The sequence below is a fragment of the Nocardiopsis sp. NPDC050513 genome, from assembly GCF_044457925.1.
Classification (GTDB): domain Bacteria; phylum Actinomycetota; class Actinomycetes; order Streptosporangiales; family Streptosporangiaceae; genus Nocardiopsis.
This window is the reverse complement of record NZ_JBITHK010000001.1, coordinates 161349-185526: the sequence shown is the minus strand read 5'-3', so window position 1 is coordinate 185526 and position 24178 is coordinate 161349. Positions and strand designations below refer to the sequence as shown.

The following is a 24178-nucleotide window of genomic DNA, read 5'->3' as shown; positions in this document are numbered from 1 at the left end:
CCGCGCCCCCTCTCCCTGACGGGGGAGGGGAGGGGCCCGACCACGACCCCGGTCGGGCCCCTCCCGCGCACCGGCGCTCCCGCCCCACCCCGTCGGGGCGCCGCCCGTCTCATCGTTCCCACCGCTGACGAAAGGCGGCGAAGGTGCTGCGATTCGTCGTCAGGCGCACCCTCCAGCTGATCCCCACCCTGGGGGGCCTGTCGATCCTGCTGTTCGCCTGGCTGCAACGGCTGCCCGGCGGCCCCGAGTACGCCCTCCTCCCCGACGACGCCACCGAGGAGCAGCGCGAGGCGCTGCGGCGCGCGCTCGGCCTGGACGAACCCTTCACCGTCCAGTACCTCGCCTTCCTCCGGAGGATCGCCCAGGGCGACCTGGGCGCCTCCCTCCAGACCGGCAGACCCGTGCTCACCGAGTTCCTGACACGGTTCCCCGCCACGGTCGAGCTGTCCGTCACGGCCATGCTCATCGCGGTCTGCGCGGGCATCCCGCTCGGGTACCTGGCCGCCCGCCGACGCGGCTCGGCCCTCGACTTCGCGGCGGTCGGCGGCTCCCTCCTCGGGATCTGCACACCGGTCTTCTTCCTGGCGTTCATCCTCAAGGCGGTCTTCGCCGAGACCCTGGGCTGGCTGCCCTCCGCGTTCCGGCTCTCACCGGGCCTGAGCCGGACCGACATCACCGGGTTCGTCCTGCTCGACGCCGTCATGACCCGTGAGTGGGACGTGGTCTGGGACGGGCTCGTCCATCTGATCCTGCCCGGTCTCGCCCTGGCCTCGATCCCGCTGGCCGTCATCGTCCGCATGACCCGCGCCAGCGTCCTGGAGGTCCTGGGCGAGGACTACGTGCGCACCGCCGACGCCAAGGGGCTGCACCGCCGCACCGTGCGCACCCGCCACGTCATGCGCAACGCGATGCTGCCCGTGGTCACCGCCGTCGGCCTGCTCACCGGCAGCCTGTTCGCGGGGGCGGTCCTGACCGAGAGCGTCTTCGCCTTCCCCGGCATCGGCTCCTTCGTCTACTCCGCCACCCAGGAGCGCGACTACCCGGCGCTGACCGGCTTCATCCTGCTCATCGCCACCATGTACGTCTTCATCAACCTGCTGGTGGACATCTCCTACAGCCTCCTCGACCCGAGAGTGCGGGCCCAGTGATGCCGACGACACCCAGCTCCCCCCTCCTCGGCCGCAAGGCGGCCAGGGTCGACCGGCTCGCCGAACTCATGGGCGAGCGGACCGACGACGGCCACGGCGCGAGCGTCTGGCGGGAGGCCCTCTCCCGCATGCGGCGCAGCCCGATGGCGATCGCGGGCGCAGCCATCGTCGTCCTGTTCCTGCTCATCGCCCTGTTCGCCCCGCTGATCGCGCCCTACAGCCCCGTGGCCCAGACCTGGGGCGACGAGGTCTTCCCCAACCGCAACGTGTTCGTCGGCCCACGCGCCGAGAACTGGTTCGGACTGGACAACCTCGGCCGCGACCAGTTCTCCCGCATGGTGATCGGCGCCCGGCAGACCCTCCTCGTCGGGGTGGTCGCCACGGTCGTCGGCTTCGGCGTGGGCGCCCTGCTCGGCGGGACGGCGGGCGCCGCCTCCGTGCTCGGCGGACGCTGGGGCCGCCAGCTCGACAACGTCGTCATGCGCGTCATCGACATGATGCTCGCCCTGCCCACCCTGCTGCTCGCCGTCACCGTGGCGGCGCTCATCGGCCCCAGCCTGCTCACGGTCATGCTGGCGGTCGGTGTGGCCCAGGTGCCGATCTTCGCCCGGCTGCTGCGCGGCGCGATGATCTCCCAGGGCGGCCGCGACTACGTGCTCGCCGCGCGGGCGCTGGGCGTGGGCGAACGCAGGATCGCGCTGACCCACATCCTGCCCAACTCGATGGGGCCGGTGATCGTGCAGTCGACGCTCACCCTGGCGACCGCGATCATCGACGCCGCCGCGCTGTCCTACCTGGGCCTGGGCAACCCGGACCCGTCCTTCCCCGAGTGGGGGACGATGCTCGCCGACGCCCAGCGCTTCCTGTCCAGCGCGCCCTCCCTGGCGGTCTACCCCGCCCTGGGCATCATCGTGACCGCGCTCGGCTTCACCCTCCTCGGTGAGGCGATGCGGGAGGCCCTCGACCCCAAGCTGAGGAAGTAGCCATGAGTTCCAGCACGCCACTGCTGACCGTGGACGAGCTGTCCGTGGTGTTCCGGCGGCGCGGGGCGGACGAGACCCGCGCCGTGGACGGGGTGTCCTTCACGCTGGAGGAGGGTCGGGTCACCGGCCTCGTCGGCGAGTCCGGGTGCGGCAAGAGCGTCACGTCGCTGGCCCTGATGGGGCTGCTGCCCGAACGGGGCGTGAAGGTCGGCGGCTCCGCCGTGCTGCGGCTGCCGGACGGGAACGTCGACCTGCTCACCCTGTCCCAGAGGCGGATGCGCGATCTGCGCGGATCCCGGCTCGCGATGATCTTCCAGGACCCGCTCAGCTCGCTCAACCCGGTCGTCCCCATCGGCCGCCAGGTGACCGAGATCCTCACCCGCCACCGCGGCCTGAACGGGGAACGGGCCCGCAAGGAGGCCGCAGACCTGCTGTACCGGGTGGGCATCCCCGATCCGACGCGGCGGCTGCGCGAGTACCCGCACCAGCTGTCCGGCGGCATGCGCCAGCGCGCGCTGATCGCGATGGCGGTCGCCTGCCGCCCCCGGCTGATGATCGCCGACGAGCCGACCACGGCGCTGGACGTCACCATCCAGGCGCAGATCCTGGAGCTGCTGCGCGACCTGGTCGTCGAGGAGGGCACCGCCCTGCTGATGATCACCCACGACCTGGGCGTGGTCGCCGGCCTGTGCGACGACATCAACGTCCTGTACGCGGGGAGGGCCGTGGAGCGGGCGTCCCGGTCGCGGCTGTTCGCCGACCCCACCCACCCCTACACCGTCGGACTGCTCGGCTCCATCCCCCGGTTGGACGCCCCGCGCGGCGAACCGCTCACGCCGGTGCGGGGGTCGGTCAACGACAACATCGCCTGGGCCGACGGGTGCGCCTTCGCCCCGCGCTGCGACCACTACGCGACGGCGTGCCTCCAGGGGCCTCCCGCGCTGGTGCCGACGGAGGACGGCGGCGCCCACGTGCACCGCTGCGTCAACCCCTCCGGAGACGCCGGGGCGGCGGAGGAGGCGCCGGACGCGGCGGCCGAGGACGAGGAGGACCGGGTATGAGTCTGCTGCGGATCGAGGACCTGAAGGTGCACTTCCCGATCAGACGGGGGGTGGTGATCGACCGGACCATCGGCCACGTGCGCGCGGTCGACGGAGTGAGTCTGGCGGTCGAGCGCGGCCAGACCTACGGCTTGGTCGGCGAGTCGGGCTGCGGCAAGACCACCCTGGGCCGTGCCGTGCTGCGCCTGTCGGACATCACCGGCGGCGCGGTGCGGTTCGACGGCCGGGACCTGGCCGGGCTCGACGCGCGGTCGATGCGGCGGGAACGGCGCAGGCTCCAGATGGTCTTCCAGGACCCGTTGGGCAGCCTCAACCCCCGGCAGAACGTGGGGTCGATCCTCATGGAGGGGCTGCGCGCGCACGGGATCGGCGGGCCCGACGGGGGAGGGGACCCGTCGCGCGGCCGTGAGCACCGGAACCTCGTGCTCCGGGACCAGCGGAGGCGCGTGGTCGAGGCCCTGGAACGGGTCGGACTGTCCGCCAAGGCGCTCACCCGCTACCCGCACGAGTTCTCCGGCGGGCAGCGCCAGCGCGTCGGGATCGCCCGGGCGCTCGTGCTGGAACCGGACCTCATCATCTGCGACGAACCGGTGTCGGCGCTGGACGTGTCGATCCAGGCCCAGGTGCTGAACCTGCTGGAGGAGCTGCAGCGCGAACTCGGGCTGACCTACCTCGTGATCGCGCACGACCTGGCGGTCGTCCGCCACGTGAGCGACGTGGTCGGGGTGATGTACCTGGGCGGCCTGGTCGAGGAGGCCGACAGCGACGACCTGTACCGGACGCCGCTGCACCCGTACACGCGGTCGCTCATGTCCGCGGTGCCCGTCCCGGACCCGGAGGTGGAGGACGCCCGGGAGCGGATCCTGCTCGCCGGGGACCTGCCCTCGCCCGCCAACCCGCCGTCGGGGTGCCGGTTCCACACCCGGTGCCCGTGGCGGCAGGACGAACGGTGCGCCACGGAACGGCCGGAACTGCGGCGGTTGGAGGGCGTGCCGGAGACGGGCACGCACCGGGTGGCGTGCCACCACGCCGAGAGGATCCTGTCCGGCCAGATCCAGCCGAGCGAGGAGCGCGCCGAACGCATCGTGCACGGGGCCTGAGACCGGTCCGGGGCGATCCACGCGGTCGGGGCGTCGCCTTCCGGGGCGGTGTGGTGTGCGCCACCATGGAGTCATGGATGAACCCGCCGGCCACGGCTACGGGACGACCGTCCCTTCGGCGAGGGTGGGACGTCCCCTCCCCGCCGAGGCGCCTGTGCGGGTGTGGCTGGTCGCCCTGGCGGTGGGCGTGGTCGCGTCCGTCCTCGCCTTCCTGTTCGCCCCCGTCTCCCCGCCGCCGGTCCCGGCGGTCGGGGGGGACGAGGCGCTCGCCGACGACGTGGCGACCGTGCTCGACGCGCGGAACGTGCAGGGGCTGGTGGTGGCCCGCTTCCCGGTCGACGACCCGGGCGCGGTCGCGTTCGCGCGTGCCGGGACCGAGGACGGCACGGTCCCCGTGGACGAGGAGACGTGGTTCGAGACCGGTGCGCTGTTCACGACGGTCACGGCGATGACACTGGCGGACATGGTCGACAGGGGCGAGACCTCGCTCAACCGCACGCTCTTCGAGATCTTCCCCGACGTCGATTTCGCCGACCCGGGCGTCGCCGGGGCCTCGTTGGAGGACCTGGCCACCCACCACTCGGGCCTGCCGACCGTCCCCGACGGCATGGTGCTGGACGCCTACGTCCTCCCGTCGCTCACCCTCACCGACCCCTTCGCGGACGCCCCGCCGCCGGTGGAGGCGCTGGAGACCACCACGGCCGGCCATCCCGGCGCGTTCCGGTACTCCGACCTCGGCTTCTCCGTGCTGGGCGCGGCGCTGGCCGCGGAGAGCGGCACCCCCTACCAGGAGCTGGTGGCCGAGCGGGTCCTGGAGCCGATCGGCATGGACGACACCGTCATCGGCGTCCCCGGGGGAGGGGCGCGGCCGCACAGCGTTCCCGGGGCGCCGACCGAGCCGTGGGGCAACACCGACTACGCGCCCGCCGGGAGCGCCACCTGGAGCACCCCCTCCGACCTGGTCCGCTTCCTCACCGCCGTCACCCAGGGCGCGGCACCCGGCGCGAGCGCCGTGGAGCCCGTGTACGAGTGGGTCCCGGTCTCCCGGAGGGGGTCGGACCAGGTGGCGCTGGGGTTGTCCTGGTTCACGGTCGACGTGGCCGGTGTCGGCTCCGTGACCGGGCACGCCGGTGACACGTTCGGCACCAGCACGATGCTGGCCTTCGACGACGCCCACGGCGTGGTCGTCATGTCCAACAGCCAGAGCGTCGACGCGGCGGACCTGGCCTACGCGCTCCTGGGGGACGCCCCCGAACCGCTGCCCCTCTCACCTCCCACCCTCCTCACGGCGGCCGTGACCGCGATGGCGGTGGCCGCGCCGGTCCTCCTGCTCTCGCTCATGCTGCGCCGCCGGACGCTGGCCGCGCGGAGCCCGCTCGACCGGCTGCGTGTCGTGTCGCTGTCCCTGGGAGCGGTGGCCTGGCTCGTCGCCGGACAGCGCCTCGGCGACTGGACCTGGGCTCCGCTGGCGCTGTGGGCGCTGGCCGCGGGGGTGGCCGCCGCCGCGGTGACGGTCGGGGTGTGGCACTTCCGTGGGCTGCCGACGGAGAACGCGCGCTGGCGGTGGGTGCACGTGCCCGTGTTCGTCCTGTCGGTGGCCCTCTCGCTCACCCTCGGCGCGCTCACGCTGTGGGGCCTGGCGGCGGCCCACGCCTGACCGGGTTCCCCGCGGTCCGGGCCGTGCGTGCCGCACCGCTCGCGACGGTCTCCGTTGGGTATCTGTGACGTGTGTGTTCCCTGTTCCGGCTGGGACACGGGTTAGGTTTATACCGTTCCTTTTCACCATTCGCCCTGGATCCCCGCTCTCCGGGCTCGCACACCGCAGGAGTCCCCTGTGTCCCCCAACCCCGGATTCGGCGCGCTCAGCGTGCGCCTGCTCACCGGCGCGGCACTCGCCGCCGGTTTCGTCCTCGGCGGCGCCGCCGTCGCGTCGGCCGACCCCGGCAACGGTGCCCGGGGTGACAACGGCACCGTCAAGATCCACGACCCCGAGCGACCCGAGGAGGACCGCCGCAACGTCCCCAAGGTCTGCGGTTTCCACGTCACCTCCTTCGGCTTCGACGCGGGCCAGGAAGTGACGTGGGAGATCGTCACCCAGGGCGGCGCGCCGGACTCGCGCGAGACCGTCCTGGAGGGCACCCTCGTCCTGGACGACGAAGGCGGGGGCAGCACCGAACTCCTGGACCTCCCGGACGGCCACTACCGGCTGAACTGGACCTTCGAGGGCCAGAACAGCTCCGACGCCAAGCACAAGGTCTTCAAGGTCGACTGCGGGGACGAGGAGCCGAGCCCGGAGCCGTCACCCGAGCCCAGTGAGGAGCCCTCCGAGGACCCCAGCGAGGAGCCGTCCGAGGAGCCGAGCCCGACCGACGACCCCTCGGCCGGGCCGACGGACCCCGACTCCACGCCGACCCCTGACGAGTCCCCGGCCCCGAGCGGGACTCCGACCGACGCCGACGACGCGCCCGCCCCGGACGACGGCTCCCCGAGCCTGCCCGTGACGGGTTCGGCGCTCGCGGGCCTGGTCACCGCCGGCGCCCTGGCCGTCGCTGGCGGAGGCGCCGCGGTGTACTTCAGCCGCCGGCGCAGGGGCTCCGTCGAGGAGTAGGGTTCCGCGCGACCACGCGGGGGCGGCGCCGGGCCTGGCGCCGCCCCCGTCGCGTGCCGGGGCTCAGGCCGCGCGCAGGGCCGCGCAGACGTCGAGCAGCCGCCGCCGGAGTCCGGCGCCGCGCTCGGCGAACCCCTGTTGGGCGGCCATGTACTCCGCCTTGCCGTCGGCGGTCTCGATCCGGACCGGCTCGTACCCCCACGCGCGCAGGTCGTAGGGGGAGGCGCGCATGTCCAGGACGCGGATGTCCCGGGACAGCTCGAAGCAGTCCGCCAGCAGCTCGGACGGGACCGCCGGGGCGAGCTTGTACGCCCACTTGTACAGGTCCATGTTGGCGTGCAGGCAGCCCGGCTGGTCCAGGTCGGCCTGGGTCTCGCGGGACGGCCGCAGCGTGTTGAGCGGACGGGCGGGCTCGGTGAAGAACCGGAAGGCGTCGAAGTGGGAACACCGGATCCGGTGCGACTCCACGACCCGGTCGGTGCCCTCCCGGCCGAGCCGCAGCGGCACCCGGCCGTGCCGGACCTCGTCGGTCCGGTACACCATCGCCCATTCGTGCAGTCCGAAGCACCCCAGGTGGGCGGGGCGCCCGGCGACCGCCGACAGCAGGCGTTCGACGAAGTCCACGACGCGCCGGGCCGAGCGGAAACCTTCGGCGTCCAACCCCACGGCGCCGGGAACTCCGGGGACTTCGGTGTAGAAGCGCTCCTCCAGCCGGGCCCGGGCGCCCGGGCCCAGCAGGACGGTCCCGACGCCCGGGTGCCAGCGCCGCATCTGCGAGGGCTTGAGGTTGTAGTAGGTGAACAGGAAGTCCTCCACCGGGTGGCGCTCGCCCTCCGCGCGGCGCCGCAGGTGGTCGGCGAGCAGCGCGTCCACGCGCCGCTCGTGCCGCAGGGCGCGCTCACGCCACTCGTGCTCGGCGAGGGCGGCCACCGCCCCGGTCGTCGTTCCCGTCACGGCCCCCAGGGTACGCGCGGCCCGGGGACGCGGCGCGCGGAGTCAGTTCGACTGCTGCACCGGCAGGTGGCGGCCGAGGTAGCCGACGTAGACGCGGTTGGTGGTGCCCGGGCCCAGGTGGGGGTAGAAGTACAGCCTCGGGCAGATCCCGTACTCGGTGTCGAGCTTGATGTGGGCGTACATGGGTACCCGGCCGCTCGGGTCCACCTCCGTGGGCACCCGGAAGAGCCGCTTGTCGTTGAGCTTGCCCCGGTTGCGCACGTAGTCCGACTCCTGGGACGCCAGCCGCTTGACCGGGATCACCTGGTACCCGTCCGGAGTCTCGCGCAGGTAGGAGTGGAAGCCCAGTCCGCTGCCCGGGTTGTCGAACTGGTAGCGGGCGTAGTCGTTGAGGGCCAGCAGCGCCTCCCAGGCGCGTGTGACCCACAGCCCCTCCTTGCGGCTGTCGGAGAGCTCGTACACCGTGTCGTGGTCCTCGATGGTGAAGAACAGGTGCGGCAGGGCGGAGCCGTCGGTGATCTGTTCCAGGAGCTCGCTCACGCAGGTGGGGGGAGGGCGCCGGGTGTCGCGCGGCGCGGGCGCGGCCGCCAGGCGGTAGAGCCCGGCCTCGCGCGCCTGGGCGCGCAGCCACCGGGTCTCGTGGCGGGCGGCGCGCAGCTGTTCGCGGGCGGTGTCGAGCTCGTCTGTGAGGTCGGCGGTCTCGGCGACCAGCTCCTGGCGCTCGTCGGTGAGCTCGCTGATGCGGGCGCTGAGCCGCTTGACCTGGTCGCGCAGGCGTTGGGTCAGCAGTTCCTGGGCCTCCCGTTCCTGGGCGGCGGCGAGTTCGGCCGAGGTGACCGAGTCCGGGGCGGCCTGGTGCGCGTGGCCCGACGGGGGCGGGGGCAGCGGGGCGCGCGCGACGGGCGGGGCGTGGGAGCGCAGGTCCGCCGTCTCCTCGGTGAGGAGGGCGTCGATGGCGCGCAGGGGGTCGGGCAGCGTCACGCCCACGGCGTTGTCCCGGACCTTGCGGGCGAGCGCCGCGCCCACCCAGTTGCGGATGCGGTCCCCGTCCCGCGCGCTGTCCAGCGTGGTCGGGCTCATCCGGGGATGGCGCGCGCTGTCCGCCTCGTCCGAGGGGTCGACCCCGGGTAAGAAGGTGCGCACCCCGCCCGCCGGAACGTCCAGCGCCTCCGGCAGCAGTCCGCCCACCCGCTCCAGGGCGGCGGCGTCGAGCACGTATCCGGCGCACATGCCGGTGCACCGGGCCAGGGCCGTGGCCATGGCGCCGCGCCAGCCCGCCACGGTGACGTCGCGCGGGGCGCCCGTGGCCACGATCGCCATCCGGCGGCCCGGGTCCCGGATCGTGGACACCAGCGCCTCGACCAGGGCGTCGTCTCGGCCCCGCACGATCTGGGGGGCCGACGGCATGGGCCAGCGGCCGTCGTGGGCGTCGACCTCCTCCAGGATCATCCGCGCGGCCTCGGGCGGCATGACGTCCGGGCGCGGCGCGTCCGGCGGGGGGTCGGCGCGGTCGAGCGGGTCGACGCTCATGTCGATCCACACGTGGTGCCAGGGGGACAGTTCCGGATCGACGACCGCGGTGGCCACGGTGCGCCACACGCCGTCGGGTTTGTCCGACTCGGTGGTCAGGCGCAGGAACGTCAGCCCCTCGTCGGGGTTGTCGTGCCGCACCACCAGGGCCCGCGACCGGTTGCTCAGTTCGAAACGCCCCGAGGCGGAGAAGTCCACGCGCGCGCCCGAGTTCCCCCTTTTGCTCAGCCACCGGGACAGGACCGTCGACGTGACGGCGACCAGGTCACCATCGGTTTCGGGGACCGAGACGAGCGTGCGGTAGACAAGTGGCAATGAGCGCTCCCGGGCTTCCCGTCGGTGGCGGTGGACCCGAGGGCCGACCCGAACGCGCAGGCAGAGCCCTCATCAACCACTGTGAACGAAGGCGTCCGCCAACGCTAGTCGGTTGACCGAAGATCCCTTCTCAGGAAGTTCAGCTTAGACGTTTCGGAGCGTGCCCGACGGGGCGCGGTACCGCCTGTGGATCACAGGTCCTGGCGCACCCGGGGGAGAAGGTCCCGGGGCGGCGGGAATGTGTCCGGTGCGCCAGTGTGGCCAAGTCCGGGGAACGGCTTGGCAACGGTGGACAAGGCGCGCCCCCGCGGCGGCGGCTAGCGTTCCTGGCATGTCTACGCGTCCGTTCTGGCTGGCCGGCACCGCCGCGACCGGCGACACCGAGATCACCGTCGTCAACCCCTACACGGGTCGCCCCGCGGGCACCGTCGCCGTGCCCACCGCGGCCCAGATCGAGGAGGCCGTGGCCGCCGCGCACGCGGTCGCCGACGAGACCGCCGCCCTGCCCGCGCACGTGCGCGCCGACGCCCTCGCACACGTGTCCCGCCGGATCGGCGAGCGCGCCGAGGAGATCGCCCAGACGATCACCGCCGAGAGCGGCAAGCCGATCAGGTGGGCCCGCGGCGAGGTCGGGCGCGCCGTGTCCGTCTTCCGCCTCGCCGCCGAGGAGGCCCGCCGGGACAGCGGCGAACTCCAGCGTCTGGACACCGACGCCGGCGGCACGGGCCGCATGGCGCTCATCCGCCGCGTCCCCAAGGGCCCGGTCCTGGGCATCTCCCCGTTCAACTTCCCGCTGAACCTGGTCGCGCACAAGATCGCCCCGGCCCTGGCCGTCGGCGCCCCGATCATCCTCAAGCCCGCCCCGGCCACGCCCATGACGGCGCTCATCCTCGGCGAGATCGTCGCCGAGACCGAGCTGCCCGGCGGCGCGCTGTCCGTCCTGCCGATGCCCAACGAGCGCGCCGCCCCGCTCATCACCGACGAGCGCCTGCCGGTCATCTCCTTCACCGGCGGCCAGTTCGGCTGGGAGCTCCAGCGCCGCGCCCCGCACAAGCACGTCACCCTGGAGCTCGGCGGCAACGCGGCCGCCGTCGTCCTGGCCGACGCCGATCTGGACTGGGCCGCACAGCGCGTCGCCCTGTTCGGCAACAACCAGGCGGGCCAGGTCTGCATCGGCGTCCAGCGCGTGATCGTCGAGGACGCGGTCCACGACGCGTTCGTCGGCAAGCTGGTCGAGCGGGTGGAGGCCCTCGGCGTGGGCGACCCCGCCGACCCGGACACCGAGGTCGGCCCGCTGGTCGACGAGGCCGCCGCCGAGCGGGTCGAGGCCTGGGTCAACGAGGCCGCCGAGGCGGGTGCCACGATCCTCACCGGCGGCACCCGCGACGGCGTGACCGTGGCCCCGACCGTGGTCGCCGACGCCCCCGCCGACGCCAAGGTCGTGCGCGAGGAGGTGTTCGGCCCGGTCCTGGTGGTCCAGCGGGTCGCCGACACCGACGCCGCGTTCGCCGCCGTCAACGACAGCGACTTCGGTCTCCAGGCGGGCGTGTTCACCCGCGACCTGCCCACCGCGTTCCGCGCCCACCGGGAGCTGGAGGTCGGCGGCGTGGTGATCGGCGACGTCCCCACCTTCCGCGCCGACCAGATGCCCTACGGCGGCGTCCGCAAGTCCGGCGTGGGCAAGGAGGGCGTCCGCTCCGCGATGGATGACCTCACCTACGAGCGCGTCCTGGTGCTCACCGGCATCGACCTGTGACGTGTGCGGCGGCCCCGCCCGACGCGGGGCCGCCGCCCCTCCCGGCGGGGGAGCCGGTCAGAGCCGCTCGGCCCCGTCGTAGAGCCGGCGCGCCTCCTCGCCGAAGCGCGGTCCGTACTGCGTGTTCCGGTCGTTGGCGTACTTGAAGCTGACCACCGAGGAGATCGTCCCCCGGCCGGTGCCCGTGTCGAAGTCGGTGAACCACGGGCCGCCGCTGGAACCCTGGGTCATGCGGCAGCGCACGCCGTTGGCCGTGGTGCCGCCGCTGTCGGGCTTGGTCCGGCCCGAGCAGTAGTGCAGCAGGCGCCCGTCGTAGGGGGAGGCGGCCGGGTAGCCGAAGGTGTACACCTGCACGCCGCTGCGCACCCGCTGGTCCGACCAGGCGGAGAACGACACGCGCTGCGCTCCCACCCGGTCCTGCACGGCCTCGCCGCCGTCGGTGTTGAGCACGACCATGGCCACGTCGTGGCTGTCGTCGGCCTCGCGCGACCAGTGCGGCGAGACCAGCATGTCGCGCGCGGTGTAGCGGCCGTGGGGGCTCTTCCCGTCCCGGTAGCCCGGCACGAACGTCCAGTTGCGCGCCCACGAGCCGGTCCCGTCCTTGGCGCAGTGCCCGGCGGTGACGACCGTGCTGCGGTTCGCCGCGTCGATGACGGACGCCGAGCACGTGAAGTCGCGCCCGTCCATCGTCAGGTACACCTTGCCGGTGGTCCGGGTGACCAGGCCGCCGATGCCCCACACGTCCCCGGGGCTGTCCTCGCGCGGCGCCGCCTGGTGGTCGGTCCCGACGCCGGCGGGGTCGCCGGGGGCTTCGACGCCGAGGGTGCCCCCGACCAGGCCCGTGATCGGCCGTGCGGCGGCCATCCGCTCGCTCGTCCAGTAGTCGAGCACGGCCCTGCGCTGGGCCTCGGTCACGGCGGCGCTCTGGTGGGACACCCCGTCCATGCGCGAGAGCGCGATCCGTTCCCGCCCCGGCTCCGGGTCGGACGGGTGGGACATGTGGATGGCCTGGGTGACGGCGGAGGCCGCTCCGGACGGGAGGTCGAGGAGGGCCATGCCCCCGAGGGCGAGTGCCGCCGCGGCGACGGGGGCGAGGATCTTGTGTGCGGTGGACGAGGTCATGGCCCGATCCTCGCACACTTTCGGTAACTCGGTGACTACTTTGCGTTTGTGTCCCGGGTTTCCTGGGAAGAGGTTCCCGGTCCGACGGCGAGGCGCCCGGCCGGCGCCGCGGGAGTGGCGCCGGCCGGGCTCGCCCGCCCTCTCAGGCGGGCGGGTCCCGGGGTCGCCCTCAGGCGAGGGGGATCGTGATCTGCGACGGGGCGCTCTCGGGGGAGGACACCTCGACCTCGTGGAAGAAGTCGCTCTCACTCCAGTACCGCGGGTCGGCGCTGTCCACGACCACGGCCAGGCGGTGGCCCGCCGGGACGTCCCACACGACCGGCTGGAGCTCGACGGTGACCGTCACCGGCCCGTCCGCGTCCCCGCGCAGGGTGTACGGGGTGTGGGAGACCAGCGAGCCCGTGCCGTGCCTGTTGATGTCGTACAGGTACACGAACACCGACTGCTCGTCGTCGGTGGGCTCCAGGGTGAGCGTCACCTCCGGGGTCCCGGCCACGCGCGCCCCGTCCGGGTAGGAGGGGCTGGTCCACACGGCCGCGCGGTAGCGGTTCACCGTCGGCAGCAGGACCCCGGTGGGCACGTCGAAGAACTGCTGGAGCGCCCCCGACAGCAGGACCGTGCCGCTGACCGCGGTCGTGGTGATCCCCGTCCGGAAGTCGTAGTCCCACCCCGTCGACGGCTCCTCCCCCATGGCCCCGCTGCTCTGCCAGCGGAACCAGCTGGTGCTGGGCCGGTCCAGGTAGTAGCGGTCGGTCTCGCCGGTGACCGACGCCCAGTCGGGGTGGGAGGTCCAGCCGCCGCGGCCGTTGTTCGGCTTGACGTGCACCGAGCCCTCGGCGTCGACCTCGTTCGCCTCGCCCTTGAGGTGGTGGTCGAACCAGTCGCCCACCGCCTCCCAGATCTCGTTCGGCAGACCCGCCGCGCCGAAGGCCTCGGCGGTGGCGTGGTCGCCGGGGGTGAGCATGAGCCGCTTGGGGCCTTCGAGCCGCTCGTAGAAGTCGGTGATCTGCCCCGGCGGGAAGAAGCCGTCGTTCCAGGCGTTGGCCATCATCACGGCGGTGCCGTTGGCGTTGATCTGGTCGACCTTGGTGGCCACCGAGCGGTCGGGGGCCATCTCCAGCGCCGGCCCGACGTTCCCGCGACGGTACTCGCGCTCGACCTCGCGCATGACCTCGCCGGGGCGGCCGGTGAGGTTGCCCAGTCCGAGCAGCACCTCGACGGACTGCATGTCGATGGTCTCGTTCGGGTACAGCGACGGGACCAGGTCGGTCCATCCGCTCATCGCGGCCACCGCGCGCACGCGGTCGTCCTCGGCGGCGGTCAGCATGCTGATGCCCCCGCCGTAGGAGATCCCGGCCATGCCGATCCGCTCGGGATCGGCGTCCGTGTTCGCCAGCGCCCAGTCGATGACGGCGCTGGCGTCGGCGCGGTCCTCGGGTCCGGCGATCTGCACCTCGCCGCCGGAGTCCCAGAAACCGCGCGAGGTGTAGGAGACCACCTGGTAGCCGGACTCGTAGGCCAGGCGGTAGGCGGCGCCCACGTAGAGGAGGTTGTTCGTCCCCCACGCGGAGGGCATGACCAGCAGCGGGTGCGGCCCCTGGACGCCGGTGGGGGTGATCACCTTGGCGCCGAGTTCCGTGCCGTCGTGGCTGACGATGGTCTCGTAGCTGACGGTGGCACCGACCGAGGCGGCGGCGGGGGCGGCGGGCAGGAGCACGGCGGCGAGCACCGCCGCCAGGGCGAGGGACAGCAGCCGGGCGAGCGCGCGCGGGACACCGGGGGTCGCGCGCCCACCGCGGGGTGCGGGGGTGGGCGTGTCTGTCTGACGCATGGGGGGAACCTCGGGGGTCGTCGGGGGAGGAGGTTCCGGCCGCGCCGTCTCCATCGGGGAGAACCCGGATCCTTGGGGTCGGTCAGTGTGACGGAGGGCATTCCGTACTGTGAGGTAACTTACTAACCAGTAAGGTAAGCCACCGCCATCCGCTTGTAAAGTCCCCGAAACCCCGCCGAAGCACGTGCCGGTGCGCCCCGTGCGGAACAATGAGGACGTGCGACAACAACAGCAGCGAACCGTAGTGGTCCTCGGCTCGACCGGCTCGATCGGGACCCAGGCGATCGACATCGTCCAGCGCAACCCCGACCGCTTCCGGGTGGTCGGCCTGGCCGCGGGCGGCGGCCGGATCGACCTGCTCGCGAAGCAGGCCGCCGAACTCGGCGCCCGCACGGTGGCCGTCGCCGACGCCGACCGCGCCCCCGAACTCGCGCGCGCCCTCGCCGAGCACGGCGCCGCCGCCACCGTCCTGGCCGGCGCCGAGGGGGTCGCCGAGCTGGCGGGCTCCGAGTGCGACGTCGTCCTCAACGGCATCACCGGCGCGCTGGGCCTGGAGTCCACGCTCGCCGCGCTGCGCGCCGGGCGCAGGCTCGCCCTGGCCAACAAGGAGTCCCTCATCATCGGCGGGCCGCTGGTCCGCGCGGTGGCCTCCCCCGGCCAGATCGTCCCCGTCGACTCCGAGCACTACGCCATCGCCCAGTGCTTCCCCCACGTTCCCGAGGACGAGCTGACCAGCCTCGCCCAGGGCCACACCCGCGCCCGCCGCGACGAGGTCCGCCGCCTCGTGGTCACCGCCAGCGGGGGCCCCTTCCGCGGCCGCGGCCGCCGCGAGCTGGAGGCCGTCGCCCCCGAGGACGCGCTCAACCACCCCACGTGGAGCATGGGCCCGGTCATCACGGTCAACTCCGCCACCCTGGTCAACAAGGGGCTGGAGGTCATCGAGGCCAACCTGCTGTTCGACGTCCCCTTCGAGCGCATCGACGTCGTCGTCCACCCGCAGTCCATCGTCCACTCGATGGTCGAGTACGTGGACGGGTCCACCATCGCCAAGGCCAGCCCGCCGAGCATGATGATCCCGATCGCCTACGGTCTCGGAGCTCCCGACAGGGTGCCCGACGCCGCCCCAGGCCTGGACTTCACCCGCGCCCAGGAGTGGACCTTCGAACCGCTCGACCACGAGGCCTTCCCCGCGGTGCGCCTGGCCGGCGAGGTCGGCGCGGCGGGCGGAACCGCCCCGGCGGTGTACAACGCCGCCAACGAGGAGGCGGTCGACGCCTTCCTGCGCGGAAACCTCGCTTTCCCGTCCATCATGGACACCGTGTCCCGGGTAGTCTCGGAACATCAGCGGTCGGAGCGCCCCCCCGGCGCCTCCTCGGCTGACCTGACCCTTGACGACGTGTACGCCGCTGACGCCTGGGCCCGTGCGCGCGCGCGTGAACTGCTGACGGGCCGGGCCTGACGCCGGCTTGAGGAGAGTGCATGGTCGCGTTGATGACCGTGATCGGGATCGTCCTGTTCGTCCTCGGACTGCTGTTCTCGATCGCCTGGCACGAGCTGGGGCATCTCTCCACCGCCAAGATGTTCGGGATCAAGTGCACCGAGTACATGGTCGGCTTCGGCAGGACCCTGTGGTCGGTGCGCAGAGGCGAGACCGAGTACGGCCTCAAGGCCGTTCCGCTGGGCGGGTTCGTGCGGATGGTCGGCATGCTCCCGCCCGCCCGGCGGACCGGTGACGACGGCCCGCGCAAGCTCTCCCGCTGGCGCGCGATGGCCGAGGACGCGCGCGAGGCGTCCTACATCGAGGTCGGTCCCGAGGACGAGGACCGCCAGTTCTACCAGCGCTCGCCGTGGAAGCGGCTGATCGTCATGTTCGCCGGTCCGGGCATGAACGTGGTCCTGGCCGCGATCCTGCTCGGCGTGCTGTTCATGGGCATCGGCGTCCCGCAGAGCACCACCACGATCGGCCTGGTCACCGAGTGCGTCGCCCCGGCGGGCGAGTCCGTCACCGAGTGCACCGACGAACCGCCGACCCCCGCGGCCGAGGCCGGTCTGGAGGCCGGTGACGTCATCGTGGAGGTGGACGGCGAGCCCACCCCCGACTGGAACGCCGCCAACCAGGCCATCCGCGAGTCCCTCGGCGGCACCGAGATCGTCGTGGAGCGCGACGGCGAGCGGATCCCGTTCGACGTCGACATCATCGAGAACGAGCTGCCCGCCCGCGACGCCGAGGGCGAGATCCTCTACCAGACCGACGCCGACGGCGACTTCGTCTACGACGACCAGGGCTACCGCGTCTACCAGACCGAGACCGTCGGCTTCCTGGGCATCGTGTTCGCCACCGAGCGCTCCACCCTGACCCTGGGCGAGTCCGCCGCGGAGATGGGCACCATGCTCGTCGGCGTGGGCGAGGCGCTCATCGCCCTGCCCGGCCGGGTGCCCGAGGTCTTCGGCGCGGCGTTCCTCGGCGAGCAGCGCACCCAGGACTCCCCGGTCGGCATCGTCGGCATCTCCCGCATCGGCGGCGAGATCATGTCCCAGGGCCTGCCGCTGGTCGACACCGCCGCGCTCATGATCCAGATCCTCGCCGGGGTGAACCTCTTCCTGTTCGCCTTCAACATGCTGCCGATCCTCCCCCTGGACGGCGGGCACATGGCGGGCGCGCTGTGGGAGGCGGTCAAGCGCGGCTGGGCCAGGCTGGCCCGGCGGCCCGATCCGGGGCCGGTGGACGTGGCGATGCTGACCCCGGTGGCCTACGTGGTGGTCGCGTGCTTCCTGGTGTTCAGCGTGGTCCTGCTCGTCGCCGACCTGTTCAACCCGGTCCGGCTGTTCGGGTGACGGTGAAGGTGTCCCGCCCTGCCGCGTAGCGGCCCCCGGGCGGTGGAGGGTGACGGTGGGGGGTGCTGCGCCGGAGGCGTCCGTTGAGGGTGTCCCGCCCTGCCGCGTAGCGGCCCCCGGGCGGTGGAGGGTGACGGGTGGGCCACATCCGCCCCGTCGTCCCCGCTGGTACGGGTAGTCTGGGCAGCGCGATCCGGGACGACGGCGCGATCGGCGCCGCGGGTGACTCGACCCCCGGTCGCGGCACCGCGCGTTGCGCAGGGCGCCCTCCCTTCTCGCATCCGGACGAATCAAGTGCCACCCCCTCAGGTGGCGGACGAGGTGAAACAAGCGTGACCGTCGATCTCGGTATCCCCGTCGCTCCGCCGCGCCCGCTGGCGACACGGCGCAAGTCGCGGCAGATCATGGTCGGAGACGTTCCCGTGGGCGGGGACGCACCGGTGTCGGTCCAGTCCATGACGACCACCCGCACCTCCGACATCAACGCGACCCTCCAGCAGATCGCGGAGCTCACCGCGACCGGCTGCCAGATCGTCCGGGTGGCCGTCCCGACCAACGACGACGCCGACGCGCTGCCGATCATCGCGAAGAAGTCGCAGATCCCGGTGATCGCCGACATCCACTTCCAGCCCAAGTACGTGTTCGCGGCGATCGACGCCGGGTGCGCGGCCGTGCGCGTCAACCCGGGCAACATCAAGAAGTTCGACGACAAGGTCGCCGAGATCGCCAAGGCCGCCGGCGACGCGGGCGTGCCGATCCGGATCGGCGTCAACGCCGGTTCCCTCGACAAGCGGCTGCTCGCCAAGTACGGCAAGGCCACGCCCGAGGCGCTGGTGGAGTCGGCGCTGTGGGAGTGCTCCCTGTTCGAGGAGCACGGCTTCCGCGACATCAAGATCTCGGTGAAGCACAACGACCCCGTCGTGATGGTCAACGCCTACCGGCAGCTGGCGGCGGCGTGCGACTACCCGCTGCACCTCGGCGTGACCGAGGCCGGTCCGGCCTTCCAGGGCACCATCAAGTCCGCGGTGGCCTTCGGCGCCCTGTTGGCGGAGGGGATCGGCGACACCATCCGCGTCTCGCTGTCCGCGCCGCCCGCCGAGGAGGTCAAGGTCGGCACGCAGATCCTGGAGTCGCTCGGCCTGCGCGAGCGCGGCCTGGAGATCGTCTCCTGCCCCAGCTGCGGCCGTGCCCAGGTCGACGTGTACACGCTCGCCGAGGAGGTCACCGCGGGCCTGGAGGGCATGGAGGTGCCGCTGCGCGTGGCCGTCATGGGCTGCGTTGTCAACGGCCCGGGCGAGGCACGCGACGCCGACCTGGGTGTGGCCTCCGGCAACGGCAAGGGCCAGATCTTCGTCAAGGGCGAGGTCATCAAGACCGTGCCGGAGTCCAAGATCGTGGAGACCCTCATCGAGGAGGCCATGCGCATCGCCGAGGAGATGGGCGAGGACGGCGTCGAGCCGGGCGAGCCCACGGTGGCCGTCGCGGGCTGACCGCGTCTCCCCGGGAGCTTTCCCCGAGGACGGACAGGGGCCCGGCTCGCGTGCGGCGCGAGCCGGGCCCCTGCCGTCTCCGGGGCCCGCGCGGGGCCCGTCGGGAAAACTCCGCCGCGCGTGTCGATTCCGGCCGGTCCCGTTCGACCTTGGGGTGAGAGTCCACCACCACGAACAGGGGATCGGAACATGGCCACCGCCCGCACCGCCCACACCGCCCGCACCGCCCGCACCGCCCGCACCGCGAAGACGAACGTTCCCGGCCGCGCGGCCAACGCCGCCCTGTGGGTTCTCCAGGTCCTGCTGGCCGGGGCCTTCCTCATGGCGGCCTACACCAAGCTCGCGGCGACCCCCCAGGCGGTCGCGGGTTTCGAGCAGATCGGCCTGGGCCCGTGGCTGATGTACGCCGTCGGCGTGGTCGAGCTGGTGGGCGCGGTCGCGCTCCTCGTCCCGGCGCTCAGCGGTCCCGCCGCCCTGGGGCTGTCCGCTCTGCTGGTCGGGGCGACCGCGACCCAGCTGCTGGTGGCCGAACCGGCCACCGCGCTGTTCCCGGTCGCCTACCTCGTGCCGATGGCCCTGCTCGCCTGGGGCCGCCGCGCACGGACCGTGCGTCTCGTGCGCCTGGCGGGCGTCCGGGTCTGACCCCGCCCGCACCCGCGGAGCCCGGCCCGCGCCGCACGCGCGGACCGGGCCCGTGCCGTGTCCGGGGCTGCGACGCGGTCCCCCGGGATACCGGGTTCGGGTAGAAAGCGGGTACATCAGCGGTGCCTCCGACCCCCGCGCAGGTCAAAGGTCGGCCGCTACTGTGAGTGACGACATAGGGCGCGGATCACGTTCGTGCGCGCTTCGTTGCGCCGGGACGCACGAGACTGGGCGTCGAAGTCGGACATACGCAACGTTCGGTGGTCATGTTACCTAGGTAACGCGGCTAACGTTGCTGGAGGTTCGTATCGACCGCCGCCGGCGGCGACGACCGGCCGTCCGCGCCGTGTGTCCTCCGGGAGCGGCGGTCACCCCTCACCACACACCCTGTCCAGGGGTGTGGTGTGCCCATGCACGAATGCGTCGAGGAGTAGTTGACGTGGTGGACCAGAAGACCACGGCGGGCACCCCCGTGCCCGTCGGCCAGGGCGGTGCGCCCTCGCTGAGGGACCGCCTCACCCGCCGCAAGCCGGTCGAACGGCTCGTGGCCGAAGCACAGGCCTCCGAAGGGACAGGGCTGCGCCGCCACATGGGCTTCTGGCAGCTGTCCATGATCGGCATCGGCGCCACCCTGGGCACCGGCATCTTCGTCGTCCTCGGCGAGGCCGTGCCGGTCGCCGGGCCGGCGGTCATCGTCGCGTTCGTCCTGGCCGGGATCACCGCCCTGTTCTCCGCCCTGGCCTACGCCGAGATGGCCGGGATGATCCCCGCCTCCGGCTCCGCGTACTCCTACGCCTACGCCACCATGGGCGAGTTCACGGCCTGGATCTGCGGCTGGTGCCTGATGCTCACCTACGGCGTGTCCGTCGCGGCCGTCGGCGTGGGCTGGGGCCAGTACATCGACGAGCTCCTGCGCCTGACCACCGGGCTGTCCATGCCCGCCGAGCTGCTCACCGGGCCGATGGAGGGCGGGCTGATCAACCTGCCGGCCGCGATCGTCGTCCTGCTGTCGATGTTCGCGCTGCTCGCCGGGGTGCGCGAGAGCAGCCGCGTCAACGCGGTCATGGTCGCCGTCAAGATCGGCATCCTGGCCATGTTCGTGGCCATCGCGGTCACCGCCGTCCAGGACGGCAACTTCGCCCCGTTCATGCCGATGGGCATGGCCGGTGTCAGCGCCGCGGGCGCCACGCTGTTCTTCTCCTACATCGGGTTCGACTCCGCCTCCACCGCCAGCGAGGAGGCCAAGAACCCGCAGCGCGACCTGCCCCGCGCCATCATGTTCTCGATGATCCTGGTGACCGCCCTGTACTGCCTGGTCGCCTTCACCGCGATCGGCGCGCTCAACTGGACCGACTTCGCCGACGGGGAGACCTCCCTGGCCGGGATCCTGACCCGCGTCACCGGCACCCCGGTCTGGGCGGTCATCTTCGCCGCGGGCGCCGTGCTCGCCCTGGCCAGCGTCGTCCTGGTGGTCCTCTACAGCCAGACCCGCATCCTCTACGCGATGTCCCGCGACGGCCTCATCCCCAAGGCGTTCTCCAGCGTCGACGCCAAGGGCACGCCGCGCGCCAACACGGTCATCACCTCCGTGGTCATCGCCGTCCTGGCCGCGCTGGTCCCGCTGGGCCCGCTCGCCGACGCCACCGCCATCGGCACGCTGTTCGCGTTCGCCCTGGTCAACGTGGCCGTCCTGGTCCTGCGCAAGCGCCGCCCCGACCTGCGGCGCGCCTTCCGGATGCCGGGCGCGCCGGTCACCCCGGTGCTGGGCGTCCTGGCCTGCGCCTACCTCATGGTCAGCATGGACCTGAGCGTGTGGGCGGCCTTCGCCGCCTGGCTCGTCGTCGGCCTGGTCGTCTACTTCGCCTACAGCGTGCGCCGCTCCGCCCTGGAGCCGGACGGCGCCGTCGAGGCCGGCGTCTGAGCGGCTGGGAGCACACGGGCGGGCGGGGCCGGGAATCTTCCGGCCCCGCCTCCGCGTTGCTGGGGGTGGCCGGACGGGATCCGGCCGGGCGCGGGTCCGTCGATCCGCGCAACGAACCACGTCAAAGCGGGTGAAAGACGCAACGGAGTGCGCTCCGAACACACATTTCGGGCGCGATGTCGCACCTAGAGTGGACGCGGCCGCACCCAGGACCCCACGGGAGGAGGAGAGGATGACACGCCGAACCCTGCGCGTCGCCCTGGACCAGGGCGCCGGACGCAGCGGAGACACCGCCTCCTCCCTGACCCGGCTCGCCGGGCGGGCCCGCGCCGCCGCCGACGCAGGCGCCGACCTGCTGATCGGCCCCGAGATGTCGATGACCGGCTACGCCCTGGGCTCCGACGTCGCCCGCCTGGCCGAGCCCGCCGACGGGCCCCTGTTCGAGGCCGTCGCCCGCGTGGCCGCCGACACCGGCGTCGCGATCGTGTACGGCTTCCCCGAGCGCGCCGACGGCCGCGTGTACAACGCGGTGCGCCTCGTGGACGGCCAGGGGGCCGACCGTGCCCTGTACCGCAAGAACCACCTCTTCGGCGATCTGGACCGGGACATGTACGCCCCCGGGGACACCGCGGTCGTGCAGACGGACCTGGGCGGCGTCCGCGTCGGGTTCCTGGTCTGCTACGACGTCGAGTTCCCCGAGGCGGTGCGCGCGCACGCCCTGGCCGGGACCGAACTCCTCGTCGTCCCCACGGCCCTCATGCAGCCCAACGTCCTGGTGCCGACCCTGCTGGTCCCCGCCCGCGCGATGGAGAACCAGCTGCACCTGGCCTACGTCAACCGGTGCGACGTCGAGGGCGACCTCGACTACATGGGGCTGAGCACCCTGGTCGGTCCGGACGGCGCCGAACTGCTGCGCGCCGGACCCGACGAGGCGCTGCTGGTCGGGGACGTCGACCCCGCCGCGGCCGCCGACGTGCTCGCCGAGCACTCCTACCTCGAGGACCGCCGACCCGACCTCTACGGGTCCCTCGCCGTCTGAACCACCACCCGACCAGCCGCGCGGTACACCCCGCTCGCCGACACCCACGCGTAAAGGAGGGGCGCATGACGTCAGCCGTGCCCACGGCCGCCGGTTCCGCGTCCGCACAGGACACCCCGTTGAACATGTGCGGGCCGGACTTCCCGTTCGCCTACGACGCCTACCTGGAGAGCCCCGCCGGAATCGGGCAGGTCCCGGCCGAGCGCCACGGGACCGAGGTCGCCGTGATCGGCGGCGGCCTGTCGGGCGTCGTCACGGCCTACGAGCTCATGAGGATGGGGCTCAGACCGGTCGTGTACGAGGCCGACGAGATCGGCGGGCGCCTGCGCACGCGGAAGCTGCCGAACTGCCCCGACGACGTCGTCGCCGAGATGGGCGCCATGCGCTTCCCGCCGTCGTCGACCGCGTTCCTGCACTACGTCGAGAAGATGGGCCTGGAGACGGTCCCCTTCCCCAACCCGCTCGCGCCGGTCACCCCGAGCACCGTGGTCGACCTCAAGGGCGAGACCCACTACGCGACCGGCCTCGACGACCTGCCCGAGGTCTACCGCGAGGTGGCGCGCGCCTGGGACCGCACCCTGGAGGAGGGCGCCCAGCACACCCGCATGCAGCGGGCGATCCGCGAGCGCGACGTCGCGACGCAGAAGGAGATCTGGAACGAGCTGGTCGCCCGGCTCGACAACCAGACCTTCTACGGCTTCCTGTGCGACTCGCCCGCCTTCGCCTCCTTCCGGCACCGCGAGATCTTCGGCCAGGTGGGCTTCGGCACCGGCGGGTGGGACACCGACTTCCCGAACTCCATCCTGGAGATCCTGCGCGTCACCTACACGGGCGCGGACGACGACCACATGGGCATCGTCGGCGGCGTCCAGCAGCTGCCGCTGCGGATGTGGGAGCACGCCCCGGACAAGATCACGTACTGGGCGCAGGGCACCTCCCTGGCCTCCCTGCACGGCGGCGGTCCGCGCCCGGGCGTCACCGCGCTGCGCCGCACCTCCGCCAGGGGGTCGGCGGCCGGGAACATCACGGTGACGGACTCCTCCGGCTCCACCCGCACCTACGCGGCCGCCGTGTTCACCGCGCAGAGCTGGATGATGCTGTCCAAGATCGACTGCGACGAGAGCCTGCTGCCGATCGACCACTGGACGGCGATCGAGCGGACCCACTACATGGAGTCCTCCAAGCTGTTCGTGCCGGTGGACCGCGCGTTCTGGCGGGACAAGGACCCGAGGACCGGCCGCGACGTCATGAGCATGACGCTCACCGACCGGATGACCCGTGGCACCTACCTCCTGGAGGGGGAGGACCCGGACGCTCCGGCCGCGATCTGCCTGTCCTACACGTGGTGCGACGACTCGCTCAAGTGGCTGCCGCTGTCCGCGAACGAGCGGATGGAGGTCATGCTGAACTCCCTGGGCAAGATCTACCCTGATGTCGACATTCGCTCGCACATCACGGGGGACCCGGTGACCGTCTCGTGGGAGGACGAGCCCTACTTCATGGGCGCGTTCAAGGCCAACCTCCCAGGCCACTACCGCTACCAGCGCCGCCTGTTCACGCACTTCAAGCAGGACGGGCTGGAGGAGCGCCACCGCGGCCTGTTCCTGGCCGGGGACGACGTGTCCTGGACCGCCGGCTGGGCCGAGGGCGCCGTGCAGACCGCGCTCAACGCGGTCTGGGGCGTCGCGCACCACTTCGGCGGGCACACCGACCCGACCAACCCGGGTCCGGGAGACCGCTTCGACGACCTGGCGCCCGTGCGCCTCCCCGAGGACTGAGGGTCCGACCGGCCCCGTCCCGACGGCCTCCGCCCGTGCGTCCACCGAACCGCGCACGGCCGGGG

18 protein-coding genes are annotated in these 24178 nt (G+C 72.7%); 14 read left to right on the top strand and 4 right to left on the bottom strand.

What is annotated here, in order from left to right; translation table 11 throughout:
• Nucleotides 1–143: 143 nt before the first annotated feature.
• The 6 genes from ACIBFB_RS00770 (at nt 144) to ACIBFB_RS00745 (ending at nt 6900) form a co-directional block, all read left to right on the top strand.
• Entirely contained in the window at nt 144–1148 is a 1005-nt protein-coding gene (locus tag ACIBFB_RS00770; RefSeq protein WP_397224696.1) for an ABC transporter permease, read from the top strand.
• Nucleotides 1148–2131, top strand: coding sequence for an ABC transporter permease (locus ACIBFB_RS00765; RefSeq protein ID WP_397224694.1), 984 nt, complete (start codon nt 1148–1150; stop codon nt 2129–2131). The genes ACIBFB_RS00770 and ACIBFB_RS00765 overlap by 1 nt, the downstream gene beginning before the upstream one ends.
• Nucleotides 2132–2133: 2 nt before the next feature.
• On the top strand, nt 2134–3192 hold the full coding sequence (locus ACIBFB_RS00760; protein ID WP_397224692.1) for an ABC transporter ATP-binding protein: 1059 nt from the start codon (nt 2134–2136) through the stop codon (nt 3190–3192).
• The gene (locus tag ACIBFB_RS00755) at nt 3189–4292 is read left to right on the top strand and encodes an ABC transporter ATP-binding protein (protein WP_397224690.1); all 1104 of its coding nucleotides are present in this window, start codon (nt 3189–3191) and stop codon (nt 4290–4292) included. Before ACIBFB_RS00760 ends, ACIBFB_RS00755 begins: the two co-directional genes overlap by 4 nt.
• A gap of 73 nt (nt 4293–4365) precedes the next feature.
• Nucleotides 4366–5949 carry a serine hydrolase domain-containing protein gene (locus ACIBFB_RS00750; RefSeq protein WP_397224688.1) on the top strand — a complete coding sequence of 528 codons (1584 nt, stop codon included), beginning with the start codon at nt 4366–4368 and terminating at the stop codon, nt 5947–5949.
• Nucleotides 5950–6126: 177 nt separating this feature from the next.
• Nucleotides 6127–6900 carry an LPXTG cell wall anchor domain-containing protein gene (locus tag ACIBFB_RS00745; RefSeq protein ID WP_397224686.1) on the top strand — a complete coding sequence of 258 codons (774 nt, stop codon included), beginning with the start codon at nt 6127–6129 and terminating at the stop codon, nt 6898–6900.
• 63 nt (nt 6901–6963) lie between these two features.
• On the opposite strand, the gene ACIBFB_RS00740 is transcribed toward ACIBFB_RS00745, so the two are convergent.
• Together ACIBFB_RS00740 and ACIBFB_RS00735 are read right to left on the bottom strand one after the other, a co-directional pair.
• Nucleotides 6964–7854: a 3-methyladenine DNA glycosylase gene (locus tag ACIBFB_RS00740; RefSeq protein WP_397224684.1), complete on the bottom strand. Its 891-nt coding sequence runs from the start codon at nt 7852–7854 to the stop codon at nt 6964–6966.
• A 42-nt stretch (nt 7855–7896) separates the two neighbouring features.
• On the bottom strand, nt 7897–9699 hold the full coding sequence (locus ACIBFB_RS00735; RefSeq protein ID WP_397224682.1) for a hypothetical protein: 1803 nt from the start codon (nt 9697–9699) through the stop codon (nt 7897–7899).
• A gap of 331 nt (nt 9700–10030) precedes the next feature.
• Here ACIBFB_RS00735 and ACIBFB_RS00730 point away from each other — a divergent pair, with 331 nt between their 5' ends.
• Nucleotides 10031–11455, top strand: coding sequence for an aldehyde dehydrogenase family protein (locus ACIBFB_RS00730; RefSeq protein WP_397224680.1), 1425 nt, complete (start codon nt 10031–10033; stop codon nt 11453–11455).
• 57 nt (nt 11456–11512) lie between these two features.
• Here the strand turns inward: ACIBFB_RS00730 and ACIBFB_RS00725 are convergent, their stop codons facing one another.
• Entirely contained in the window at nt 11513–12577 is a 1065-nt protein-coding gene (locus tag ACIBFB_RS00725; protein WP_397224678.1) for a trypsin-like serine peptidase, read from the bottom strand.
• A 169-nt stretch (nt 12578–12746) separates the two neighbouring features.
• Nucleotides 12747–14408: a CocE/NonD family hydrolase gene (locus tag ACIBFB_RS00720; protein WP_397224676.1), complete on the bottom strand. Its 1662-nt coding sequence runs from the start codon at nt 14406–14408 to the stop codon at nt 12747–12749.
• Between the two features lie 244 nt (nt 14409–14652).
• Here ACIBFB_RS00720 and dxr point away from each other — a divergent pair, with 244 nt between their 5' ends.
• The 7 genes from dxr to ACIBFB_RS00685 all read left to right on the top strand — a co-directional run bounded on the left by dxr (nt 14653) and on the right by ACIBFB_RS00685 (nt 24113).
• Entirely contained in the window at nt 14653–15867 is a 1215-nt protein-coding gene (dxr, locus tag ACIBFB_RS00715; RefSeq protein ID WP_397225405.1) for a 1-deoxy-D-xylulose-5-phosphate reductoisomerase, read from the top strand.
• 20 nt (nt 15868–15887) lie between these two features.
• Nucleotides 15888–17243 (top strand): M50 family metallopeptidase, encoded by a 1356-nt coding sequence (locus ACIBFB_RS00710; RefSeq protein WP_397224674.1) that lies wholly within the window; start codon nt 15888–15890, stop codon nt 17241–17243.
• Between the two features lie 332 nt (nt 17244–17575).
• On the top strand, nt 17576–18733 hold the full coding sequence (ispG, locus tag ACIBFB_RS00705; protein ID WP_397224672.1) for a flavodoxin-dependent (E)-4-hydroxy-3-methylbut-2-enyl-diphosphate synthase: 1158 nt from the start codon (nt 17576–17578) through the stop codon (nt 18731–18733).
• 189 nt (nt 18734–18922) lie between these two features.
• Nucleotides 18923–19375: a DoxX family protein gene (locus ACIBFB_RS00700; protein ID WP_397224670.1), complete on the top strand. Its 453-nt coding sequence runs from the start codon at nt 18923–18925 to the stop codon at nt 19373–19375.
• Between the two features lie 439 nt (nt 19376–19814).
• On the top strand, nt 19815–21296 hold the full coding sequence (locus ACIBFB_RS00695) for an amino acid permease (protein ID WP_397224668.1): 1482 nt from the start codon (nt 19815–19817) through the stop codon (nt 21294–21296).
• Between the two features lie 232 nt (nt 21297–21528).
• Nucleotides 21529–22335, top strand: coding sequence for a carbon-nitrogen hydrolase family protein (locus ACIBFB_RS00690; RefSeq protein ID WP_397224666.1), 807 nt, complete (start codon nt 21529–21531; stop codon nt 22333–22335).
• A gap of 65 nt (nt 22336–22400) precedes the next feature.
• The gene (locus ACIBFB_RS00685; protein WP_397224664.1) at nt 22401–24113 is read left to right on the top strand and encodes a flavin monoamine oxidase family protein; all 1713 of its coding nucleotides are present in this window, start codon (nt 22401–22403) and stop codon (nt 24111–24113) included.
• Nucleotides 24114–24178: the final 65 nt, after the last annotated feature.

What these genes read in the sequence shown, in the direction of transcription:
- ACIBFB_RS00755 (WP_397224690.1), top strand. Translation starts at nt 3,189, where the DNA reads ATGAGTCTGCTGCGGATCGAGGACCTGAAGGTGCACTTCCCGATCAGA.
- ACIBFB_RS00765 (WP_397224694.1), top strand. Translation starts at nt 1,148, where the DNA reads ATGCCGACGACACCCAGCTCCCCCCTCCTCGGCCGCAAGGCGGCCAGG.
- ACIBFB_RS00685 (WP_397224664.1), top strand. Translation starts at nt 22,401, where the DNA reads ATGACGTCAGCCGTGCCCACGGCCGCCGGTTCCGCGTCCGCACAGGAC.
- ACIBFB_RS00760 (WP_397224692.1), top strand. Translation starts at nt 2,134, where the DNA reads ATGAGTTCCAGCACGCCACTGCTGACCGTGGACGAGCTGTCCGTGGTG.
- ACIBFB_RS00730 (WP_397224680.1), top strand. Translation starts at nt 10,031, where the DNA reads ATGTCTACGCGTCCGTTCTGGCTGGCCGGCACCGCCGCGACCGGCGAC.
- ACIBFB_RS00750 (WP_397224688.1), top strand. Translation starts at nt 4,366, where the DNA reads ATGGATGAACCCGCCGGCCACGGCTACGGGACGACCGTCCCTTCGGCG.
- ACIBFB_RS00710 (WP_397224674.1), top strand. Translation starts at nt 15,888, where the DNA reads ATGGTCGCGTTGATGACCGTGATCGGGATCGTCCTGTTCGTCCTCGGA.
- ACIBFB_RS00700 (WP_397224670.1), top strand. Translation starts at nt 18,923, where the DNA reads ATGGCCACCGCCCGCACCGCCCACACCGCCCGCACCGCCCGCACCGCC.
- ACIBFB_RS00690 (WP_397224666.1), top strand. Translation starts at nt 21,529, where the DNA reads ATGACACGCCGAACCCTGCGCGTCGCCCTGGACCAGGGCGCCGGACGC.
- ACIBFB_RS00720 (WP_397224676.1), bottom strand. Translation starts at nt 14,408, where the DNA reads ATGCGTCAGACAGACACGCCCACCCCCGCACCCCGCGGTGGGCGCGCG.
- ACIBFB_RS00725 (WP_397224678.1), bottom strand. Translation starts at nt 12,577, where the DNA reads ATGACCTCGTCCACCGCACACAAGATCCTCGCCCCCGTCGCCGCGGCG.